This is a genomic window from Frigoribacterium sp. AC759 (assembly GCF_979256015.1).
This window is the reverse complement of the sequence record NZ_CEEDMT010000001.1, coordinates 151,341-167,884: the sequence shown is the minus strand read 5'-3', so window position 1 is coordinate 167,884 and position 16,544 is coordinate 151,341. Positions and strand designations below refer to the sequence as shown.

At 67.2% G+C, this 16,544-nt stretch carries 16 protein-coding genes; 10 read left to right on the top strand and 6 right to left on the bottom strand.

The annotated features are described in order from the left end of the window. Positions 1–44 precede the first annotated feature (44 nt). Positions 45–755, bottom strand: coding sequence for a hypothetical protein (locus ACZ6JE_RS00770; RefSeq protein WP_192059670.1), 711 nt, complete (start codon positions 753–755; stop codon positions 45–47). 193 nt (positions 756–948) lie between these two features. Here ACZ6JE_RS00770 and mobA point away from each other — a divergent pair, with 193 nt between their 5' ends. Genes mobA through ACZ6JE_RS00745 form a run of 5 tightly spaced genes read left to right on the top strand, consistent with a single transcriptional unit; the run spans position 949 to position 6,368 of the window. Beyond that, the gene (gene mobA / locus ACZ6JE_RS00765) at positions 949–1,572 is read left to right on the top strand and encodes a molybdenum cofactor guanylyltransferase (RefSeq protein ID WP_464317945.1); all 624 of its coding nucleotides are present in this window, start codon (positions 949–951) and stop codon (positions 1,570–1,572) included. Between the two features lie 8 nt (positions 1,573–1,580). Next, the gene (locus tag ACZ6JE_RS00760; protein ID WP_197981789.1) at positions 1,581–1,868 is read left to right on the top strand and encodes a DUF6457 domain-containing protein; all 288 of its coding nucleotides are present in this window, start codon (positions 1,581–1,583) and stop codon (positions 1,866–1,868) included. Next, positions 1,865–3,040 (top strand): molybdopterin molybdotransferase MoeA, encoded by a 1,176-nt coding sequence (locus ACZ6JE_RS00755; protein ID WP_464317944.1) that lies wholly within the window; start codon positions 1,865–1,867, stop codon positions 3,038–3,040. Before ACZ6JE_RS00760 ends, ACZ6JE_RS00755 begins: the two co-directional genes overlap by 4 nt. Positions 3,041–3,069: 29 nt before the next feature. Continuing rightward, positions 3,070–4,059, top strand: a complete 990-nt coding sequence (gene fdhD, locus ACZ6JE_RS00750; protein ID WP_464317943.1) for a formate dehydrogenase accessory sulfurtransferase FdhD — start codon at positions 3,070–3,072, stop codon at positions 4,057–4,059. Next, positions 4,056–6,368, top strand: a complete 2,313-nt coding sequence (locus ACZ6JE_RS00745) for an FdhF/YdeP family oxidoreductase (protein ID WP_320477020.1) — start codon at positions 4,056–4,058, stop codon at positions 6,366–6,368. Before fdhD ends, ACZ6JE_RS00745 begins: the two co-directional genes overlap by 4 nt. Here ACZ6JE_RS00745 and ACZ6JE_RS00740 read toward each other — a convergent pair. After that, positions 6,365–7,084 (bottom strand): MBL fold metallo-hydrolase, encoded by a 720-nt coding sequence (locus ACZ6JE_RS00740; RefSeq protein ID WP_464317942.1) that lies wholly within the window; start codon positions 7,082–7,084, stop codon positions 6,365–6,367. The genes ACZ6JE_RS00745 and ACZ6JE_RS00740 overlap by 4 nt on opposite strands. 53 nt (positions 7,085–7,137) lie before the next feature. On the opposite strand from ACZ6JE_RS00740, the gene ACZ6JE_RS00735 reads away from it, so the two are divergent. Next, positions 7,138–7,686: a TetR/AcrR family transcriptional regulator gene (locus ACZ6JE_RS00735; protein WP_464317941.1), complete on the top strand. Its 549-nt coding sequence runs from the start codon at positions 7,138–7,140 to the stop codon at positions 7,684–7,686. 51 nt (positions 7,687–7,737) lie between these two features. Here ACZ6JE_RS00735 and ACZ6JE_RS00730 read toward each other — a convergent pair whose 3' ends face one another. After that, a complete protein-coding gene (locus tag ACZ6JE_RS00730; RefSeq protein ID WP_464317940.1) occupies positions 7,738–8,904 on the bottom strand; it encodes a N(5)-(carboxyethyl)ornithine synthase in 1,167 nt (388 codons plus the stop codon). A gap of 72 nt (positions 8,905–8,976) precedes the next feature. Between ACZ6JE_RS00730 and ACZ6JE_RS00725 the strand changes: the two genes are divergently transcribed. Together ACZ6JE_RS00725 and ACZ6JE_RS00720 are read left to right on the top strand one after the other, a co-directional pair. After that, positions 8,977–9,522, top strand: coding sequence for a hypothetical protein (locus ACZ6JE_RS00725; protein ID WP_464317939.1), 546 nt, complete (start codon positions 8,977–8,979; stop codon positions 9,520–9,522). A gap of 199 nt (positions 9,523–9,721) precedes the next feature. Continuing rightward, complete coding sequence (locus tag ACZ6JE_RS00720) at positions 9,722–10,726, top strand: helix-turn-helix transcriptional regulator (RefSeq protein ID WP_320477025.1); 1,005 nt, start codon at positions 9,722–9,724, stop codon at positions 10,724–10,726. Between the two features lie 14 nt (positions 10,727–10,740). Here ACZ6JE_RS00720 and ACZ6JE_RS00715 read toward each other — a convergent pair whose 3' ends face one another. The 3 genes from ACZ6JE_RS00715 to ACZ6JE_RS00705 form a co-directional block, all read right to left on the bottom strand. Next, positions 10,741–11,307, bottom strand: coding sequence for a hypothetical protein (locus tag ACZ6JE_RS00715; protein ID WP_464317938.1), 567 nt, complete (start codon positions 11,305–11,307; stop codon positions 10,741–10,743). Continuing rightward, the gene (locus ACZ6JE_RS00710) at positions 11,308–11,841 is read right to left on the bottom strand and encodes a hypothetical protein (RefSeq protein WP_464317937.1); all 534 of its coding nucleotides are present in this window, start codon (positions 11,839–11,841) and stop codon (positions 11,308–11,310) included. 363 nt (positions 11,842–12,204) lie between these two features. Beyond that, positions 12,205–12,975 (bottom strand): hypothetical protein, encoded by a 771-nt coding sequence (locus tag ACZ6JE_RS00705; protein WP_464317936.1) that lies wholly within the window; start codon positions 12,973–12,975, stop codon positions 12,205–12,207. A gap of 203 nt (positions 12,976–13,178) precedes the next feature. Here ACZ6JE_RS00705 and ACZ6JE_RS00700 point away from each other — a divergent pair, with 203 nt between their 5' ends. Together ACZ6JE_RS00700 and ACZ6JE_RS00695 are read left to right on the top strand one after the other, a co-directional pair. Further along, complete coding sequence (locus ACZ6JE_RS00700) at positions 13,179–14,048, top strand: DUF6414 family protein (protein ID WP_464317935.1); 870 nt, start codon at positions 13,179–13,181, stop codon at positions 14,046–14,048. Between the two features lie 567 nt (positions 14,049–14,615). Beyond that, on the top strand, positions 14,616–16,544 hold the full coding sequence (locus tag ACZ6JE_RS00695) for a hypothetical protein (protein WP_464317934.1): 1,929 nt from the start codon (positions 14,616–14,618) through the stop codon (positions 16,542–16,544).

The following is a 16,544-nucleotide window of genomic DNA, read 5'->3' as shown; positions in this document are numbered from 1 at the left end:
CCCCCCCCCCCCCCCCCCCCCGCCTCCTGCCTGTCCGCCCGCTCTCAGCCCCAGATGCGCGTGACGATCGAGCCCATCAGATCGTCGGTCGGCACGTTCGCCTGGACGACCGTGACGACGACGCCGTCACGGACCAGCACGGTGTCGCTCATCTCGACGCCGTACATCTCGTCCTCCGTCGTGTACTGGCAGAACGACCCGCCGTAGCCGTCGGAGCAGTCGTAGGCGACGCCGTCGAGCCAGAACACCGTGCTGGGCTCGCGGAACTCCGCCAACCACGCCGGGTAGGCCTCGGCGGTCGCGGCGTCGACGACCGACACGGTGACGCGCAGACCGGTGATGTCGGCCCGAGGGTCGCGCCATCCGCAGCGGAGCACGCCGGCGGCGTCGACCTTCTCGCGGAGATCGGCATCGGCAGCCGGCGTCGTGGGGGTCACCTGACCCATCGGGCCCTGGTACTGCACCGGGTCGTTCAGGGGCGCGTCGCCCATCGTGGCGGCGTAGGTCTCGGCGTCGACCACGTCGGTGCAGTCGGTCGGGATCGAAGCGGATGCCGGCTCGACCGCGTCGGTCGGAGCCGGGCTCGCAGGGGGCGTGGCGGTCGGCGCCGTCGCGACCTCCGTCGCGACCGGCGACGGCGACGACGACGTCGTCGCGTCCATCGACGGGTCGGGGTCGACGGGCGACGAGGTGCAGCCCGCCAGCAGTGCCGCGCCTGCAGTGGCGACCGCCAGGCCCGTCAGGATGCGCTTCATGTTCTACCTCCGTGGTACCGCAGACCGGCGGTGTCGGGACGACCCCCGGCCGCTGCCCCGAGACTATTGGCGGAGCGGGTCGTCGCTCCTCGCCCGTCAGGATGACACGTGTCGTCCTGAAGGCTCGACGTCCAAGCCCGCTGGCACGGCCCCGTCGTGGCCGCGCCCGGTCTCCACCGCGCAGGATGGTCGCATGCTCCCCGCCTTCGACGCCGTCCTGCTCGCCGGCGGGCGCGCCTCCCGCGTGGGCGGGGTCGACAAGACGGCGTTCACGACCCGGGGCGTGACCCTGCTGTCGGAGGCCGTGGAGGCCGCGTCGGGTGCGGCGACCCTGGTGGTCGTCGGCGCCCGCGACGGGGCCGCCCTCCCCGCCGACGCGATATCGACCCGCGAGGATCCACCGTGGTCGGGCCCGGTGGCCGCCCTCGCCGCCGGACTCGCCGCCGTCGACGATCCGTCGCCGTCGACCCTCGTGCTGGCCTGCGATCTGCCCCGCGCCTCCGCCGCCGTCCGCGCCCTCCGAGAGGGGCGGAGCGGGGCGGACGACACCGGCGACGGCCTGATCGCCCTCGACGGCGACGGACGTCGGCAGCCGCTGCTCGCGCTCTACCGCACGGCCGCCCTGCACGATCGGCTCGACGCGCTCCTCGCCGACGGGCCGCTGGCCGGGCTCTCGATGCGACGACTGCTCGACGGACTCGACCTCGACGACGTCGCGCTCGACGACGCGCTCTGCGCCGACGTCGACACGCCCGCCGACGCCGAGCGGCTGGGCGTGCGACCCGCGTCGACCCCGATGTCACCGGCTGCTGGTTGAGTGTGCACATGACCGACACCCCCTCCGAACTCGACGACTGGGCCGCTCGACTGACGACCGCCCTGGGTCTGCCCGCCGACACCGTGATCGACGTCGCGACCGTGCTCGATCTGGCCCGAGACGCCGCGCACAACGTGGCCCGACCGGCCGCACCCCTCACCACGTACCTGGTCGGCTACGCCGCGGGTCTGGCCGGCGGCACCGAAGCCGACGTCGCGCGGGCCGTGGCGATCGCCACCGAGCTCGCGACCGGGGCGACCGCGGGCGACCCGAACCCGGGCGATCCGACCGCGTGACGCTCGTCCGCGCCGACTGGCAGGCCGCTCGCACCGCCGCGCACGAGGCCGGTCTCTCCCTCCGCGGTGCCGCCGAACGGGTCGGTCTCGATCAGGCGGTCGACCGCACCCTCGCCGAAGACCTCCGTGCGCTGGCGTCCGTGCCCGGCTTCGACGCCTCCGCGATGGACGGCTGGGCTGTCCGCGGCGGTGGGCCGTGGCGGCTCGGTCCGACGATCGTCGCGGGGCCGGTCGACCCCGGCGAGCCTGGTCTGGACACCGGCACCGCCCGGCCGATCACGACGGGCGCCGTCATCCCCGTCGGCACCGACCGCGTGCTGCGCTCGGAGTCCGGGCTGATCGTCGACGGCCTGCTCACGGCCGTCGATGAACCGGCGGCTCCTCCGCAGCACATCCGCCGTGCCGGCGAAGAGGCCCGACCCGGCGACCTGCTCTTCGTCGGCGGCACCCGTCTCACCCCTCCGCGCGTGGCGGTGGCGGCCGTCTCCGGGCTCGACGACGTCGCCGTCGTCGCGAGACCCCGGGTGGCCGTCGCCGTGCTCGGCGACGAGATCGTGCCGTCGGGTGTGCCGCGACCGGGCAGCGTGCGCGACGTCTTCTCAGTGCCGGTGCCGCGCCTCCTGCAGTCCCTCGGGGCGGGCGAGGTGTCGAGCGAGCGGGTCGCCGACGATCTCGAGGCCACGATCGCAGCCCTCGATCGCCCCGACGCCGCTCTCGTCGTCACGACGGGCGGCACGGCGCACAGCAGCACCGACCACGTCCGGGCGGCGCTCGACCGTCTCGGCGCCGAGCTGGTCGTCGACGGGATGGCGATGCGCCCCGGGCAGCCGCTGCTCGTCGCTCGGCGCGGCAGCACACTCCACCTCTGCCTGCCCGGCAATCCGATGGCCGCGTTCGTCGGGCTCGTCGTGGTCGGGGCGCCTCTGATCGGGGGGCTGCTCGGGCGGCGACCCGCGCCTCCTCGGCAGGTGACCCTCGCCGTCGACGTGCCGCACCCGCGCTCGGGCGTGCTCGTGCAGGCGTACCGCGACACGGTCGACGGTGCGCTGCCGACCGTGCGGCAGTCGTCGGCAATGCTGCGCGGTCTGGCCGACGCCGACGGTCTGCTGATCGTGCCCGCGGGCGGCGCCCGGGCCGGCGAGACCGTGCCGGCGCTGGCGCTCCCATGGTGATCTGCGGCGAACGGGGGTAGACCTGACCCATGGCACGAATAACGTCACGGAAACCCGTGACCCGGTTGACCGTCGACGACGACGGGTCGACCGGAGTCCGGCGCACGATCGACACCCTGGCCGTCGAAGAGCCCCTCGAGATCCGCGTGGGCGGGCGCTCGCTCGCCATCACCATGCGGACGCCTGGCCACGACTTCGATCTCGCGGCCGGCTTCATGGTCTCCGAGGGCGTCATCTCGACCGGTGACGAGTTCGCCGCCGCGAGGTACTGCGCCGGCGCGACGGCCGAGGGGCTCAACACCTACAACGTGCTCGACGTCGCACTCGCCCCCGGGGTGCCCGCCCCCGACCCGAGCCTCGAGCGCGCCTTCTACACGACGAGCTCGTGCGGCCTCTGCGGCAAGGCCTCCATCGACGCGGTGCGCACGAAGTCGCAGCACTCGGTGCTGCACGATCCGCTCGTGCTCGACCCGGCCCTGCTGGCGACGTTCCCCGATCGGCTTCGCGAGGGCCAAGACGTCTTCGACAAGACCGGCGGGCTGCATGCCGCCGCCCTCTTCGACGGCGCGACGGGCGAGCTGCTCGTGCTGCGTGAAGACGTCGGTCGGCACAACGCCGTCGACAAGGTCGTCGGCTGGGCCGTGAAGGAGGGGCGGCTCCCCCTGAGAGGCACCGTCCTGATGGTCTCGGGTCGCGCCTCCTTCGAGCTCACCCAGAAGGCGTCGATGGCCGGCATCCCGATGCTCGCCGCCGTGTCCGCGCCGTCGTCGCTCGCCGTCGACCTGGCGACCGAGCTCGGCGTGACCATCGTGGGGTTCCTCCGCGGCCGCTCGATGGTCGTGTACTCGCGACCCGACCGGCTGGGGGCTCCCGACGAGACGGCGCGCGCCTCCTCCGGCGACGCGAGCAGCGCCTCCTCGACCTCCTCCGGCGACGCGACCAGCGCCTCCTCGACCTCCCCTTCGGGCGCGACCCGCGCCTCCTCCCCCGTGCCCCTGACGATCGGATCGAGACCGTGACCGAGAAGCCCCCCGTCGACGACGTGAACGACGACGACATCGAGGTCGGCCCCCCGCGCGAGTGGGCGGCCGGCGTGCCCGGCGTGCTGCACTCCATGGAGCCCGCCATCAAGCAGCTCGGTCTCGCCCGCACCGTGAAGCTGATGACCTCGCTGAACCAGAAGGACGGCTTCGACTGCATGAGCTGCGCCTGGCCCGACCCGAACCACCGCAAGGTCGCGGAGTTCTGCGAGAACGGCGCCAAGGCGGTCACCTGGGAGGCCAACCCGGTGCTCGTGCCCGACTCGTTCTGGGCCGAGCACTCGATCGACGACCTGCTCGAGAAGTCCGAGTACTGGCTCGGCATGCAGGGCCGCCTGACGACGCCGGTGCACAAGCCCGTCGGCAGCGACCACTACGAGCCGGTCAGCTGGGAGCGCGCGTTCGAGATCATCGGCGACAGGCTGAACTCGCTCGACAGCCCCGACGAGGCGTCGTTCTACACCTCGGGTCGCACCTCGAACGAGGCGGCGTTCGAGTACCAGCTGTTCGTGCGGGCCTTCGGCACCAACAACCTGCCCGACTGCTCGAACATGTGCCACGAGTCGACGGGTGCGGCCATGGGCGAGACCGTCGGCGTCGGCAAGTCGACGATTGCCTACGACGACTTCGAGCAGGCCGACCTCATCATCGTGCTGGGGCAGAACCCCGGCACCAACCACCCCCGCATGCTCACGGCGCTCGAAGACGCGAAAGGCAACGGAGCGGCGATCGTGGCCGTGAACCCGCTGCCCGAGGCCGGTCTCCGCAGGTACAAGAACCCGCAGCTGCCGCGCGGCATCGTGGGTCGCGGCACGAACATCGCCGACCAGTTCGTGCAGATCAGGCTGGGCGGCGACATGGCCCTGCTGCAGGCGGTCGCGAAGCGCGTGCTCGCCGCAGAGGACGCCGCGCCCGGCACCGTGCTCGACCACGGGTTCCTGGCCGAGCACACCGTGGGGCTCGACGCCTTCCGCGAGCACATCGCCAAGGTCGACGACGACGAGGTGCTGCTCGCCACGGGCATCACGAGCGCCGAGATCGACGAGCTCGCCGAGCGCTACATCTCGGCCGAACGCGTGATCATCACCTGGGCGATGGGCATCACGCAGCACCGCAAGGCCGTCGACACCATCAAGGAGATCATCAACCTGCTGCTGCTGCGCGGCAACATCGGCCGACCCGGCGCCGGCGCCTCGCCGATCCGCGGGCACAGCAACGTGCAGGGCGACCGCACGATGGGCATCTGGGAGCAGATGTCCGACCAGTTCCTCGACGCGCTGCAGCGGGAGTTCCGCTTCGACCCGCCGCGGGAGCACGGCGTCGACGCGCTCAAGGGCATCAAGGCCATGCAGGAGGGGCGGATCAAGTTCTGGATGGGCATGGGCGGCAACCTCGTGGCCGCGATCTCGGACACCCAGCTGGCCGAGGCCGCCATGCGCGGCACGGAGATGACCGTCCAGGTGTCGACCAAGCTGAACCGGTCGCACGCCGTCGTGGGTGCCGAGGCGCTCATCCTGCCGACCCTCGGTCGCACCGAGATCGACGTGCAGAAGTCGGGTCCGCAGTTCGTCTCCGTCGAAGACACCGTCTGCTCGGTGCACGGCAGCCACGGCCAGGTGCCGCCGGTCGCGCCCGACCTGCTGTCCGAGGTCGCCATCGTCAGCAGACTCGCCCGAGTGACACTCCGTGATCGAGCCGATCTCGAGATCGACTGGCAGGCGTTCGAAGACGACTACGACACGCTGCGCGACCACATCAGCCGGGTCGTGCCGGGTTTCGAGCGGTACAGCGAGCGGGTGCGCAGTCGTGACGGCTTCGTGCTGCCCAACGGGCCCCGCGACTCGCGGACGTTCGACACAGCGGCGGGCAAGGCGATGATCACGGTCAACGAGCTCGAGCACGTCGAGCGGCCGGCGGGGCGCCTCCTGCTGCAGACCCTGCGGTCGCACGACCAGTACAACACCACGATCTACAGCCTGAACGACCGCTACCGCGGCATCAAGAAGGGGCGCGAGGTCGTCTTCATCAACCCCGACGACCTCGCCGAGCTGGGCCTCGTCGACGGCCAGCGGGTCGACGTCTTCACCGAGTGGACGGACGACGTCGAGCGCGTGCTGCGCGACTACCGGGTCGTGGCGTATCCGACGGCGCGGGGCTGCGCGGCCGCGTACTTCCCCGAGGCGAACGTGCTCGTCCCGCTCGACAGCGCGTCGATCGGCAGCAACACGCCGGTGTCGAAGGCCGTGCTGGTGCGCGTGGTGCCGGCGGCGGTGCCCGCGACGGTCTAGCAGCAGCGGGCGGCGGCGCGAACCGCCTCGACGGCGGTGGCGACCCCGCCGCTCCAGGGGGCGCCGTGACCGGGCAGGACCCAGGTCGCACCGGTCTCGACGAGCGCCGAGAGCGAGTCGAGGGCCTGCTCCGGCTCGTCCGTGAACGGCGCCGGTGCAGGCCCGACCGCACCGGTCAGCACGTGCCGCGTCGTCAGGGCGTCGCCCACGAACACGGCGTCGACGCCGGGCACGAACACGGCGATGCTGCCCTCGGAGTGCCCGGGCATCGGGATGATCTGCGGCGAACCCGGCAGATCGAGGGTCTCGCCGCCCTGCAGCTCGACGACCTCGGTGAGCCAGGTCGTCTTCGCGCCGCCCTTGCGCAGCGTGTAGGCGACGAACCCGAGCAGGGCCCCGAGTCGCATCTGCTGCTTGGCGTTCTTCGGCTTGGCGCCGCCCTTCGCTCGGGCGGCGTCGCCCGCGTGGATGAACACGGGCACGCCGTGCTCGCGACGCAGTCGCTCGGCGAAGCCGATGTGATCGCCGTCGCCGTGCGTGAGGATCAGCCCCTTCACGTCCGCGAGCGAGCGGCCGATCAGAGCCAGCTCGGCGACGAGTTCGGTGTGGAGACCGGGCAGCCCGGCGTCGATGACGGTGACACCGGCGGGGGTGACGACGAAGTAGGCGGCGACCACGTCGTTGCCGATGCGGTGGAGGGAGGGGGTGAGTTCCATGATGGCTACTCTAATTAGCCTTCATGGCTACTGTCAATAGCTATACTCGACGGATGCCGTCTCCTGAGCGCACCTCCCTCGAAGCCATCGTCCTCGCCGCCCGCGAGCTGCTCGAGACCGACGGCCCCGCCGGTCTCACGATGGCCGCCGTCGCGGCCCGCGTCGGCGTGCGCGCCCCCTCGCTCTACAAACGCGTGGACAGCAGGGAGGCGCTGGTCCAGCTGGTCGCGGAGGCCACCCTCTCGGATCTGGCCGTCCACCTCGACGGGGCGGCGAGCGCCCGGCAGGTGCTCGACGGCTTCCGCTCGTTCGCGCACGAGCGACCGGCCGCGTTCCAGCTCGTCATGACCCCGGGCCCCGGCATGCCGCGAGCGCGAGCGGAGTTCGGGGCCGAGGCAAGCCGGGCGGCCCTCCGGGTCGGCGCGGAGCTCGCCGGCGGCGAGAACGCCCTCGCAGCGGCCCGCACGCTCACGGCCTGGGTGGCCGGCTTCGTGGTGATGGAGCTGAACGGCGGGTTCCAGCTCGGCGGCGACGTCGACGACGCGTGGGAGTTCGGGACGGAACGGGTCGTCGCGGCCCTAGCCGCGCCTCCTCGGTCCTGATCTCGTACTGTCCGCCGCCCGCCGCTTGCCGCCGCCCGCGCGCCGCCCGGGTCAGGCGTCGAGAGCCAGGTGCGGGTACTCGGGCGACCGGCCCTGGAAGGTGAGGATCGCGTCGTTCTCGACCCGCCCCTCCTCGATCTCGATGGCACGGCGGATCGTGTCGGACTCGCGCCACGAGGCGGGGCCCTCCATCACGGTGCGGAGGAACGGCATGAGCGCCTCGCTGATCTCCCATGTGGTCGAGTTCCACAGCAGTGACGGGCTGTGGTCGACGGCGTAGTAGTTCGTCGTCTCGCCGACGGTGATCATCGGCTCGGCGAAGGTCGTCGCGCGGGCCCACTCGAAGCCCATGCCCTCGTCGACCGAGACGTCGACGATGAGGCTGCCGGGGCGGAACGTCGCGAGGTCGCTCGTCCGCAGGTAGGTCAGGGGCGCGTTGGGGTCTTGAAGGGTGCAGTTCACGACGATGTCGTTCGCGGCCAGGAACGGGGCGAGGGCGACCGGACCATCGGGCGTGTTCACCGTGCTGGCGCCGGGGGTCTCGGGGTCGTGCTCGAACTGATGCATGTCGACCGAGGGGATGGGCGAGCCGACGGCCGCGATGTTGCGGTTGGTCAGCACGCGCACGTCGTGGATGCCGTGCGCGTTCAGGGCGGTGACGGCCCCGCGGGCGGTGGCGCCGAAGCCGATCACGACGGCGCTCAGGCGGCGGCCGTAGTCGCCGGTCGAGCCGCAGAGCTGGAGGCCGTGCAGCACCGAGCAGTAGCCGGCGAGCTCGTTGTTCTTGTGGAAGACGTGCAGGGCGTAGCCGCCGTCGGGCTGCCAGTGGTTCATGGCCTCCCACGCGATGAGGGTGAGCTTCTTGTCGATGGCGAGCTGGGTGATCTCGCGGTCCTGCACGCAGTGCGGCCAGCCCCAGAGGGTCTGCCCGTCGCGCAGCCCGGCGAGGTCGTCAGCCTGGGGCTTCGGCAACAGGACGACGTCGCTGTCGGCGATGATCTGCCCACGGTCGGCGAGGGCCACGAGCGGCTCGAGGTCGGAGTCGGGGATGCCGAAGCGCAGGCCGTAGCCGCGCTCGAGGGTCATGCTCGCACGCAGATCGGCGTCGATCCGCTCGAGGTGGGCGGGGTGGATCGGGAGGCGCCGCTCGTCGGGTTTGCGGGATGTCGCGAGGACGCCGAGGCGCAGCAGTGCGGGGGCGGGCGTGATTCGGCTCATGCCTGACCTTAGACGAGGCAGACTCACGCCCGGGACCGGTGGCGCCGTGCGTGCTCGTGCCACCATCGAGGCATGAGCCGAGAGACCGAGAGACCGGTGGCCGTCCGAGCCGTGGCGTTCAAGGCTCGATCATGGTGGGGCGGCCGGCCGCACCGCCGCGTCTCGTTCGACGCCTGGTGGCCCGACGGTCGCCTCGAGGACGGCGTCAGTCTGGCCTCGGTGCTGGACCTCCATCACCCGGCCGACATCGCCGACGCCGAGACGGCCGTCCATGGCCGGTGCCCTGAGATCGGGCCGGGCGAGTGGTGCGACAGGTGGGGACGCGTGGTCGACGGGCCCGTCGACGGTTCGACGGGGGTCTCGTCTTCGCGGAGCCAGCGGCGACCGCGTCGCCTGAGGAGCCAGCGGCGCGAGTTCGGCGTGCCCCGGTACGACCCGACGAAGAAGCCGAGCCGGACGGGCCGCCTGGTCGCAGGCCTCGTCGCTCTCGTCGTGGGAGTGGTACTGCTCGTCGCGACCTCGGGTGACGGGCCGCTCGCGCTCGTCGGCGTCGTGTGCCTCTTCGCCTGCGTGGGACTGCTGGCCGGTCTCGTGCCGCGTGAGCGTCGGTGGTGGTGACGGCGCACCCCCGTCGATGGTGGTGACGGCGCACCCCCGTTCTGGGGCGCGCCGAGCCCCCATCGAGCGCCCCGTGATCTCCGAACAACCCTCAGGTCCGACGGATTCGTGACGTTTCCGTCTCGCGGAACGTCTCAATGACGTACCCGGGCGTCCACCACGCGCCTCGGCACCGGACCGCATCGGACCAGGAGGATTAATGACGAGCGCCTACGCACCCCCGCAGGAGGGCGACACCCGCCCGATCGCCGTGCAGGTCGACCCGGCCTTCCGCCGCTCCGAAGAGGGAACCGACGATCTCCTCGACGCCTGCGCGCGCCTCCAGGATCTGTATCGCGGTCGTCACTTCCGCGCCCGCCGCTCCGACGAGCCGTTCGTGTTCCGTTACGCCAGCGCCGGCGACGAGCGCATGAGCCTCCGCACCGCGACCTTCACCGGTCATCTGCAGGGCGACGTCCCCTACTCGAAGGACTACGTCGTGTCGTGGCTGCGCTCGGGTACGGCCACGATCGAGCACCACGGCGGGCAGTTGACGAGTCTCGGCGGGCAGCCGTTCCTGATCCCGTCCGAGACGTCGTTCTCGTTCATGATGACGCCGCACCGCAACAACATGGTGCACGCCGACGCGACGTTCCTCGAAGACCTGGCGACCGAGCGCCACGGCGGCCCCTCGCAGCGCATCGTCTTCGACCACACCGCCGCCCCCACGCCGGAGGCGCTGGTCGCCTGGCGAGCCGCCATCAGCGCCACCACGCCCGCCATCGTCACCGAGAAGGCGTCGCCGTTGCTCCGCCACGAGGCGCAGGTCACGTTGGTGCGCGCGATGCTCGACCTCTTCCCCTGGCAGGCGGTCGACGTGCCGAGCAGCCTGCGGACCGAGCGGACGGCGCGCCTCCGCGTCGCGGTCGAGTACGTGCACGCGTACGCCGATCAGCCCATCACGCCGGCTGACATCGCGCGGGCCGCCGGCATGCACACGCGCACGCTGCAGCAGGCGATGAACGACCACCTGGGTGCGAGCCCGATGAACTACCTGCGGCAGGTGCGTCTCGACAAGGCGCACGACGAGCTGGTCGCCTCGTCGCGCGACGAGGCCCTCGTCTCGGAGATCGCCCGCCGCTGGGGCTTCGGCAACCTCGGCCGCTTCTCCGCCGCCTACGTCAAGCGCTTCGGCGAGTACCCCCGCGACACCCTGCTGCGCTGACGCTCGCCGGGCTGTCACGCGCGGCCCCGCCCGGGCCGGTCGCGAGGCCGAGCCGGACCGAGGAGGCGCGGTGTCAGAGAGGCGCGACGCCCGGTTCCGTCTGCGGCAGCACCTCGGCCGTGTCGATGTCGAGGTCGTCCTCGAAGCAGGTGCTCGTGGCGATGAAGCTCGTCTTGGCGTCGGTGATTCGTCACGAGCACCAGGAACCCGTCGTCGCGGGCGAGCAGGAGCTCGACGCTGCCGTCGGGGCGATCGGTCCGGACGACGTCGTCGCCGTAGGGTGCGAGCGCCGAGCGCACTCCGCGCTCCGATGCCGTGCGGTCGCGGGCCGGCTGCTGCTCGAAGTAGCCGGCGAACTGCTCGCCCTCGGGGCACGATCCGAGGTTCGGATCCCAGCCGCCCAGCCACTCGCCACCGACCGCTTCGCGATCGGCGGCCACGGCCCCGACGATCTCGTCGGCGGCCGCCGGAGGGTCGACGGCTGCGGTGGCCGGGCGGTCGCGCGGCGCGCAGCCGGTGAGCAGGGCGGCCATCGCGAGGGCGGTGACGCCGACGGCCAGGGTGCTTCGTGAGGCGGACACTCAGAGTGCCGTGACATCGGGCTCGGTCGCCGGCAGGTAGTCGGTCGGGTTCGGGTCGACGTCGTCGGCGAAGCAGGCGCTCGTCGTGGTGAGACTGGTCTTCGCATCGGTGACCGTGAGGAGCACCAGGAATCCGTCGTCACGCGCGAGCAGGACCTCGACGCTGCCGTCGGGGCGTTCGGTGCGGGTCATGTCGCGACCGTCGGCCCCCAAGGAGGCGCGGATCGCCGCCTCGGACTCTCCGCGGTCTCGCGCGGGCTGCTGCTCGAAATACCCCGCGAACTGGTCGCCGCCCTCCGGGCAGGGCCGGGTCGCGAGATCCCAGCCGCCTAGCCAGTCCCCACCGATGGCCTCGCGCCCCGACGCGAGTTCCGCGACGACCTCGTCTGCGACGGTCCGAGGACCGGCCATCTCGGCATCCGCGCTCTCGGCGCGACTGCAACCGCCCGAGGCCAGGAGCGCCGTGATCACCACGACGCCGCCGACTGCCCGTCCCGCGGAGCGCCTCCGAAGTCCGACGTCTCGCCTGCTCATGCCCCCCCCCCCCGATCACTGCGCCGTCGACGGACGCAGACATCCCCGACGCTATCCCGCGCGTCTCACCCGTCGACGAGACACAGAAGACTGGTCACTTGTTAAAGCGGAACTTCTCTATGTGTCAGGTCAGCTAGACAAATGGCCGGAACGCTTGGACCAACGCCGCGAGCGCATGGGGCGGACCCACTGCGGGCTCAGGCACTGAGCAGTGGGTTCCGGGTACAGGCGGGTGTGCCCCTACCCGTCATCTACGGGGAAATGGGTCACAGCGCTACGAGCTTTATCCTTCAGAGCTACGGTCATGTGCTTGACGACGTTCTCAGAGCCGTGTTGTTCGAATCCTTATGGTCGAGAGCCCTCCTAGCCGTTTTCCTCTACAACCTTTTCAGTTCTAATGGGCTTGCCCGGGACACCATTCGACTGGGCAACCTTGTAAAGATCACCGCTGTAGGTTCGTGCGTACCAGGCCGCGAGCCCATGCTGCTTCAGCTGGAAGTCGAGAGCGATCGACTGTGGTGATACTCCCCTGTCCTGCTCAAGCTTGCGTAGGAAGTCGCGCGGCATTGCTTTTCTGACAGTCATGCCACGCGCACGCCGAACGAACCAGCGCGCCGACTTATCGGGCGACTGAACAAACCAACCATGGTTGCCCGGCAACGGAGGATCGGCGACCTTGGGCCTCCACTCCAGCCTGTCGAAATCAAGGTCTGCGCCTTTCACCTTGAGTAATTCAATAGCCTCAGCTTCATAGGCTGGCTTCTGGCGCTCGTCGGTAGGCTCGTCGTCACGAGCTTCGGGATCGTAGTCCTCGGCAGAATCCCGCTCAGTCATCCTGCGGATAAGCGGCTCAACTCCCTCGAGAAGATCCTTGACTCGGCCGACCGTGACCTGAATTTCCCCGACTGCCCCGTTGACTCTTTCGACCACACACGCAAGCTCTGTTGACTCCCGCCCCTGCCTTCGAGCGATGATGTATGTCAAGCCGATGGCCAAGCCAGTAGCCACCGCTCCGAGCATCGTCGCCCAAGAACTAGGCAGCAAGAAGGCCGTCACACCCGCCGCCACGGCGGCCGCTGACCCAATTATGGCCAAGAGCCCCGGCCACCCAAATGACGTTTTTGATGTCCCCACGGGCCGACCATAGCGCATATTTGCACTACCAGGCGAACGCCGGTGCCACTCGACTCGGTGTTGCTGCCGGTCAATAACGCACGCCACGCGCGCAACACAGGCCGCACAAGCGAGCAAACTCAGCGCGACTGACGACCGCTCGTGTCAGCGGTCGGCTGTATCGTTATATCAAACCGACTACCAAAAGAAGGTACTCCCTAAAGATGGTCATTTACAATGCTCCAAAAAAGCGTGTTCATCGTGGATTTGTTTACCTCGATGACGCGACTGTCATCAACAGCCTTTCGGCAATAGAGTCGGGAAAAATAGACGAAGTCGTAGCGAAGATCGCACAAGCTCGCGACGGTGGCATCAACGGAGGCATAAGCGCCGGACTTGCCGGCGTGGGGGCCAAGGTTGAAGGTGCCAAGAAGGCGTCGAGTTCGTTTGAAGAAGAGGTCGTCCGGACGCGGACACGCTTTTCAATCTTCGAGTTGTGGTATCAGCAACTTACTCAAGAAGCCGCTCTTGGTAAGTTTGACGGTTGGGATGAATCAGCACTCGAGGGTGTAGCGCCAGGGGACACGGTCGAAATAACCGGAGGTCTTCAGATCGTTCCGCTGCAAACAGTGCTGAGGTTATACCGATGGTTTGCTGGTAAAGCTCAGGACCAGTCATCTCCTTTCGCGCAAAAAGGCGAGGAGTTAAAGGCGACAAAGAGTGGGCTTCGAAATCTTGAAGCCCTGCTCGGCGGAACCGACGAGGTGCTGGCCATGCTTCGACCAGACGGCGGCGACGGACCCGAAGTGGCCGTAATTCTGGATGGGAGCTGGCTGATTAGCGGACTTGGGCGTCTCGATGGCATTTATACGGTCGTGGCGCAGGTCGAGATGGTCCTTGGCGATGAGGACAAGTGGCCGACGGTACGACTGACCTCGGACGCGCCCGTGACGAAGATGGAACGAGACACGCTTACGTCGGTGGTGGGTAACTTTAAGGAAGGAGCCGCTGGACTTGGCGTGGTCATCGAGGACAACGCATCGGAGCTCAAAGGTCCGGCGCTTCTCCTACGGGCGATTGCGGTCTATCGCTGATGCTGCGCCTAAGAGGCGGTCGCGTCTTAGACACGCGATCAGTAACCAACAAAGCCGGCGTGAGGGACTAGCCGATTCCCGACATTGTTCCAGAACTCTTCAGAACGAATGGGCGCACCTCCTAACCGAGCAGACTCAGCCCCGGGACGATGGCCGCGACCGGCACGAGGCGCTTTCCGGAACATGGCAGCCGAGCGTAGAGCGGAACGACAAACATCGTCGGGTGTTTACGAGGCTGGGCTTTCGCACTGGCCCGCTCTCTAACTGCTCACCAGGCAATCCAGGGCTCGAAGGACTTACCCGCCTCTGAGAGCCCGAGCCATCGAATAATGGCGGAGCGAGATACGCCTGGGTTGATGCGCGAACTGGAACTTCAGGACGTCGCGACACCAACTACTCCCAGCGTGCCGCTCGAGGCGTTCTCTCGGTCTCCGTGATGCTGGAGATTAACCCAGCTGCTAATTGGTAGGCCGCCAGCTGCAAGCGAGCCGCACATAAACCCGAGCGCTCGCGCCAGAGCCAACTGACTTGTTGCATCAACACCGACTGGTGTGATGAGATCTCACCATGAGCGATTACCGTGACGACAGCCATCGTGTGAAGTATTTCGGCCCGCGTGATCTGGCCAATGGCTGGCAACTCGACCGAATTCAGCAACTGCTTAATCAGGATCCGTCCGATCTCGCAACAACTGTTAATGACGCACTTGAAATAGTAAACGTATGTTGTTTCATCGAGTCCGGAATCCTTCCCCAGACTTACGGAAGCGGCGAACGTGAGGCCGCATCAGAGTGGAAATTTCAAGGCAAGGCTGCCGTTGCACAATTCTTTAATCTTCTCGTTAATGTCGAACCGCCGTCAGCCGGCTGGAACTTACACGTTGAGTACAGAGCTGAGCTTCTGATCGAACTTGAGAAGGCGCGTGCTTATGAGACGATACCGGCAGAGAAGCTCCTTCCGTCACTTGAAGCGACGGGTTTGTCACTACGCGATTTTCTGGGCTCCAAGCCGCTCGTTAAGAAGTACCAAACGCGCATTCGCGACATGTTATTAGGTGATCCACAACATGCCGAGCTGCTTATCGACAAGATTAGAGGCCAGGAACGACACAGGGCATTGTATATCCCCGCTAACATAACCACGAGCGAAAAACGTGCACTTTTAGACTCATATATTCGACACGAGCGAGCACATCCCAATTATGTAGCTCTGATCGCACGAACTTCGACAGGTAAAGAACTTGGGATAGACCCGAAGCTGAAGCTGCTTGCGAAAAGAAGGCAGAAACAGCTTATCAATGATCTTTTCGCAAAAGGTGGCGCAATTACATCTGGAGCGGAGGTCTCGCTATCCCGTGACCAATCCTCGCCAGTTGAGACTGAGATGAATGGAGCAGTCGCACGTTATTCGTATGGAGAGGGTTGGCTCAACTCATCGGTAGACCGCCCCAGCATCCTCAACAATTTTCAGTACCTTTTCGAATATGCTGACGATAACTCTATTCTGTACGCACCCTCCTATCCGAATGATTTAGGAGTTATCGAGCGACTCATAGGAGTTGTTGGCAAACGTGATTATCCAACTGGAATCGTTTTCGGAGCAAAGGAGGCGAGCGCCTCGCTCCAGTGCCAGGTCTACGCGAGGTACCTCGAGACGCAAGGGACTGACCTCGAAACCGTCATCGAGTGGTTCTTTACTGAGTACCTTGCTGAAGAGTTTAAGGCAACTGACTTCACATTCGAGCCCAGCTCCCCGAGTGCTTCGCACCTCACACGCGTGCGCCACCTCTTCGCCGAGATGGAGGGTGTAATCAATCAATTTAGACTGTTCGTGGAGGATGGGAAAGTTGACTTCGAACTGCTGGCTGTCTCCGCCGAGGCCGTGAGTTTCGCCCAGGTGCCAAGCCTGGTAGAAAGAAAATATCTTTACGCCATCGAGGGCGAACCGATACAAATCAGCGCGGATCTGCTTTTCTCCGACCAATCTCGAATCAATTACATCAGCGAGGACCGACAGGCGTCAAGTTTTGCGCAGCTACTCCTACGAGAGCGACTAGTAGCCGCGAATTTTCGCGACGATCAACAGAGCACTATTGCGTTTCTCATCGACCATCGGATTATCGAAGAGAAAAATGGTCGTCTTCAGTTCGCCAGCTTGGGCAGTTTAAAGCTCTTGCGCCAGCTGTTCACTCGTGAAGCCGCTTCGTATTACTGGCTCTCCGAAGACAGCAAAGTGAGCGCGGATAGATGGATTCAAGCGGGCTGGCTGAATCAAGAACAGACACTGCTCACTAATGCAGAGGCGAGTTATTTTAACTACCTGCTAAATCGCGCCCAGTTTGACAATGGGCCAGAGCTGCGTAACAAGTACGTTCACGGTTCCCAGGTGAGAAATAATGAACCTTCAGAGCATTACTCCGCATACCTAACCGCCCTGCGACTAATTATTCTGATCGTCATAAAAATTAACGATGAATTTCGTCAGGTGGACGGTTGA